Annotated in this window: 2 protein-coding genes; one reads left to right on the top strand and one right to left on the bottom strand. The window is 72.1% G+C overall.

Going from position 1 to position 4,462, the window contains the following annotated elements; all coding sequences use genetic code 11:
- Positions 1-1,268 (bottom strand): flavin-dependent oxidoreductase (locus AOK03_RS15405; RefSeq protein WP_055565824.1); only part of this gene is annotated, 1,268 nt, incomplete at its 3' end.
- 280 nt (positions 1,269-1,548) lie between these two features.
- Between AOK03_RS15405 and pepN the strand changes: the two genes are divergently transcribed.
- Positions 1,549-4,116, top strand: coding sequence for an aminopeptidase N (gene pepN, locus AOK03_RS15400; protein ID WP_055565823.1), 2,568 nt, complete (start codon positions 1,549-1,551; stop codon positions 4,114-4,116).
- Positions 4,117-4,462 lie beyond the last annotated feature (346 nt).

Here is a 4,462-nt window from a genome sequence, read left to right as displayed (position 1 = left end):
CCCCAGGACCCCCGCCCGTTCAGTTCCGCCACGTCCATGCCGGTCGTCCTGCGGTACGCCGCGTCCAACTCCCCCAGTTCCTCCGGCGTCAGCACGTCCTCGACGCGGTCGAATCCGTCGGGCGCGCGCTCCGCGACGGTGTGCAGGATGCGGTCCGCCGGCATGTTGCGGTTGGCGAGGACGAGCGCGTTGGCCGTCTCCCGCCGCACCTCCTCGTACGCCCGCAGCCCCGCCTCCCGGTCCGGCGCGGTGTGGACGAGGCAGCGCGCCAGGACGCGGGCGTCGAGGATCGCCTGGGAGCCGCCGTTCGACCCCACGGGGTACATCGGGTGCGCCGCGTCGCCGAGCAGGGTGACCGGGCCGTGGCCCCAGCGGGGCAGCGGATCCCTGTCGACCATCGGGTACTCCAGGATATGGCGGGTGGCGGCGAGCAGCGCGGGGACGTCCAGGTCGCCGATTCGCCAGCCCGCGTAGTGCGGCAGGACGTCGGAGAGCCGCCCGGATCGGTTCCAGTCGGCGGGTCCCGCCATCCCGTGGCGGTGCGCGGTCGGGAACCGCACCTCCGCCACCCAGTTGAGCAGCGCCCTGCCCCGTTCCTGGAAGGGCTGCGAGATGGGGTAGACGACGAGTTTCGCGGTGGTGTTGCTGCCCGCCACCGCGACGGTCCGCCCGCCGAGCACGGGGTGCCACTCGGCGATCCCCCGCCACATCCGGATGCCGTTCCACAGCGGCGGCCCCTCGCCGGGGTGCAGCACGGCCCGCACCGTCGAGTGCAGCCCGTCGGCGCCGATCAGGGCCCGCACCCGTACGCCGTACTCCCTGGCGCGTGCCATGTCCCGCAGGATCACCCGCAGTCCGCCGCCCTCGCGCTCGGCGAGCCGCACCAGGGCGGTGCCGGTGCGGACGGCGTGGTCGCCGAGCCGGTCGCGGACCGCGTCGAGCAGGAGCAGTTGGAGGGCGCCGCGGTGGACGGAGTACTGCGGCCAGCGGTAGCCGACGGCGAGGCCGCGCGGCTCGGCCCAGATGCGGTTGCCGTGCCGGTCGAAGTGGACCATCGCGTCGGGGGCGACGGCGGTCGCCGCGAGGTCGTCGCCGAGCCCCAGCTCGGTCAGCTCCCGCACCGCGTGCGGCAGGAGGTTGATGCCCACGCCGACGGGGCGCAGCTGTTCGGCGGCGTCCACCACGCGGACGTCGATGCCCGCCTCGTGCAGGCTGAGCGCGGCGGTGAGCCCTCCGATGCCCGCGCCCGCCACCAGTACGTCGGTCATGACCGTCGCGCGGCCGGGCCGGTGTCGGCCGGCCTCTCGGTCCCCAGCATCTCCCGTATCCCCCTGTGGTCCCTGCACCGCCCTCGCGGCCGTGGTCGGCGGCCTGCCGGGACGGGTGCGAACGCGCGGAGCGTAACCGCACGGCAGCGGGAGAACAATGGGCCGGGCGGCCATCCCGGGGGGCATGGAAGGATGGCCGGAAACACCACAAGTCGCACCCCCTGAAGACCCGATATCTCTCATCCACAAGACCACAAGTCGTACCCGAGGAGATGACCGCGTGCCCGGCACCAATCTGACCCGCGAAGAGGCGCAGCAGCGGGCGAAGCTGCTCACCGTTGACTCGTACGAGGTCGATCTCGACCTCTCCGGCGCGCAGGAGGGCGGCACCTACCGGTCCGTCACCACGGTGCGCTTCGACTCCGCGGAGGCGGGCGCCGAGACCTTCATCGACCTGGTGGCCCCCGCGGTCCACGAGGTCGTCCTGAACGGCCACGCGCTGGAAGTCGGCGCGGTCTTCCGCGACTCGCGCATCGCGCTCAGGCACCTGCAGGCGGGCCCGAACGAGCTGAAGGTCGTCGCCGACTGCGACTACACCAACACCGGTGAGGGCCTGCACCGCTTCGTCGACCCGGTCGACCAGCAGGCGTACCTGTACACGCAGTTCGAGGTGCCGGACGCGCGCCGCGTCTTCGCCTCCTTCGAGCAGCCCGACCTGAAGGCGACGTTCCAGTTCACCGTGAAGGCGCCGAGCGGCTGGACGGTGATCTCCAACTCGCCCACGCCGGAGCCGAAGGACGACATCTGGTCCTTCGAGCCGACGCCCCGCATGTCCACGTACGTGACCGCGCTGATCGTCGGCCCGTACCACTCGGTGCACTCGTCGTACGAGGGTCCCGGCGGCCAGTCCGTGCCGCTCGGCATCTACTGCCGCCCCTCGCTCGCCGAGTTCCTCGACTCGGACGCGATCTTCGAGGTGACCCGGCAGGGCTTCGACTGGTTCCAGGAGAAATTCGACTACGCGTACCCCTTCGCGAAGTACGACCAGCTCTTCGTGCCGGAGTTCAACGCGGGCGCGATGGAGAACGCGGGCGCGGTGACCATCCGCGACCAGTACGTGTTCCGTTCGAAGGTGACGGACGCCGCGTACGAGGTGCGGGCCGCGACGATCCTGCACGAGCTGGCCCACATGTGGTTCGGCGACCTGGTCACCATGGAGTGGTGGAACGACCTGTGGCTGAACGAGTCGTTCGCCACCTACGCCGAGGCCGCCTGCCAGGCGTACGCCCCGGAGTCGAAGTGGCCGCACTCCTGGACGACCTTCGCCAACTCCATGAAGACGTGGGCGTACCGCCAGGACCAGCTGCCCTCCACGCACCCGATCATGGCCGACATCCGTGACCTGGACGACGTCCTGGTCAACTTCGACGGCATCACGTACGCGAAGGGGGCGAGCGTCCTGAAGCAGCTCGTCGCCTACGTCGGCGAGGACGAGTTCTTCCAGGGCGTCCAGGCGTACTTCAAGCGGCACGCCTTCGGCAACACGCGCCTGTCCGACCTGCTCGGCGCGCTGGAGGAGACCAGCGGCCGCGACCTGAAGACCTGGTCGAAGAAGTGGCTGGAGACGGCGGGCATCAACGTTCTGCGGCCGGTCGTGGACGTCGACACGCGGGGCGTCATCACGTCCTTCGCGGTCAAGCAGGAGGCGCCCGCGCTGCCCGAGGGCGCCAAGGGCGAGCCCACCCTGCGCCCGCACCGCATCGCGATCGGCTTCTACGACCTCGACGACGCGTCCGGCAAGCTGCTCCGCACGGACCGCGTGGAGCTGGACGTCGACGGCGAACTGACGGCCGTGGACGCGCTGGTGGGCAAGGCCCGGCCGGCGGTCATCCTCCTCAACGACGACGACCTGTCGTACGCCAAGGTCCGCCTGGACACGGAGTCGCTGGCCTTCGTCACCGAGCACATCGGCGACTTCGAGGCGTCGCTGCCGCGGGCGCTGTCCTGGGCGTCGGCGTGGGACATGACGCGGGACGCGGAGCTCCCGACGCGCGACTACCTCTCGCTGGTCCTGTCGGGCATCGGCAAGGAGTCCGACATCGGCGTCGTGCAGTCGCTGCACCGCCAGGTGAAGCTGGCCCTCGACCTGTACGCGGCCCCGGCGGGCCGTGACGCGGCGCTGGGGCGGTGGACCGAGGCGTCGCTGGAGCACCTGCGGGCGGCCGAGCCCGGCAGCGACCACCAGCTGGCCTGGGCCCGTGCGTTCGCCGCGACGGCTCGTACGGACGCGGACCTGGCCCTTCTGGAGGGGCTGCTGGACGGCTCGGAGTCGGTGGACGGCCTCGCCGTCGACACGGAGCTCCGGTGGGCGTTCGTGGCGCGGCTCGCGGCGACCGGCCGCCTCGACGAGGCGGGCATCGCGGCGGAGCTGGAGCGGGACAGGACGGCGGCGGGCGAGCGGCACGCGGCGTCGGCGCGGGCGGCCCGGCCGACGGCGGAGGCGAAGGCGGAGGCGTGGGCCTCGGTCGTCGAGTCCGACTCCCTGCCGAACGCGATCCAGGAGGCGGTGATCGGCGGCTTCGTCCAGACCGACCAGCGTGAACTCCTCGCTCCCTACGCGGAGAAGTTCTTCGCCTCGGTGAAGGAGGCGTGGGACTCCCGCTCCCACGAGATGGCCCAGCAGATCGCCGTCGGTCTCTATCCGTCGCTGCAGATCTCCCAGGGCACGCTGGACGCCACGGATGCGTGGCTCGGTTCCGCGGATCCTTCGGCTGCGTTGCGGCGGTTGGTCACGGAGTCTCGGGCGGGGGTCGAGCGGGCCCTGCGGGCGCGGTCCGCGGACGTCTAGGCTCCCGGGGCCGGGCGGGGGCTCCGCCCCCTGCCCGGCCCCGGTCGGTTCTGCCCTGGCCGGGCGGGCCCCGCTTTCGATTGGACCGCTCTCACCTGCCGGTCGCGTGTGGCTGCTGGCACAGTTCCCAGCGCCCCAGGACACCTCTCGCCCGCGGGCCGTGTGTGGTCGCTCGCGCAGTTCCCCGCGCCCCTGGGGTGCTCCCCGGCGGATTGCGACTGCCGGTTGACTGTGGCTGAGCGCGCAGTTCCCCGCACCCCTGGACACCCTCCACCCGCGACACCCCCCGCCCGCGGGCCGTGCGTGGTTGCTCTCACCGTTCCCCGCGCCCCAGGACACCTCTCGC

It is taken from the genome of Streptomyces atriruber (assembly GCF_001418325.1).
Classification (GTDB): domain Bacteria; phylum Actinomycetota; class Actinomycetes; order Streptomycetales; family Streptomycetaceae; genus Streptomyces; species Streptomyces atriruber.
Note: the sequence above shows the minus strand (reverse complement) of the source record. Positions and strands in the feature narration are given on the sequence as shown.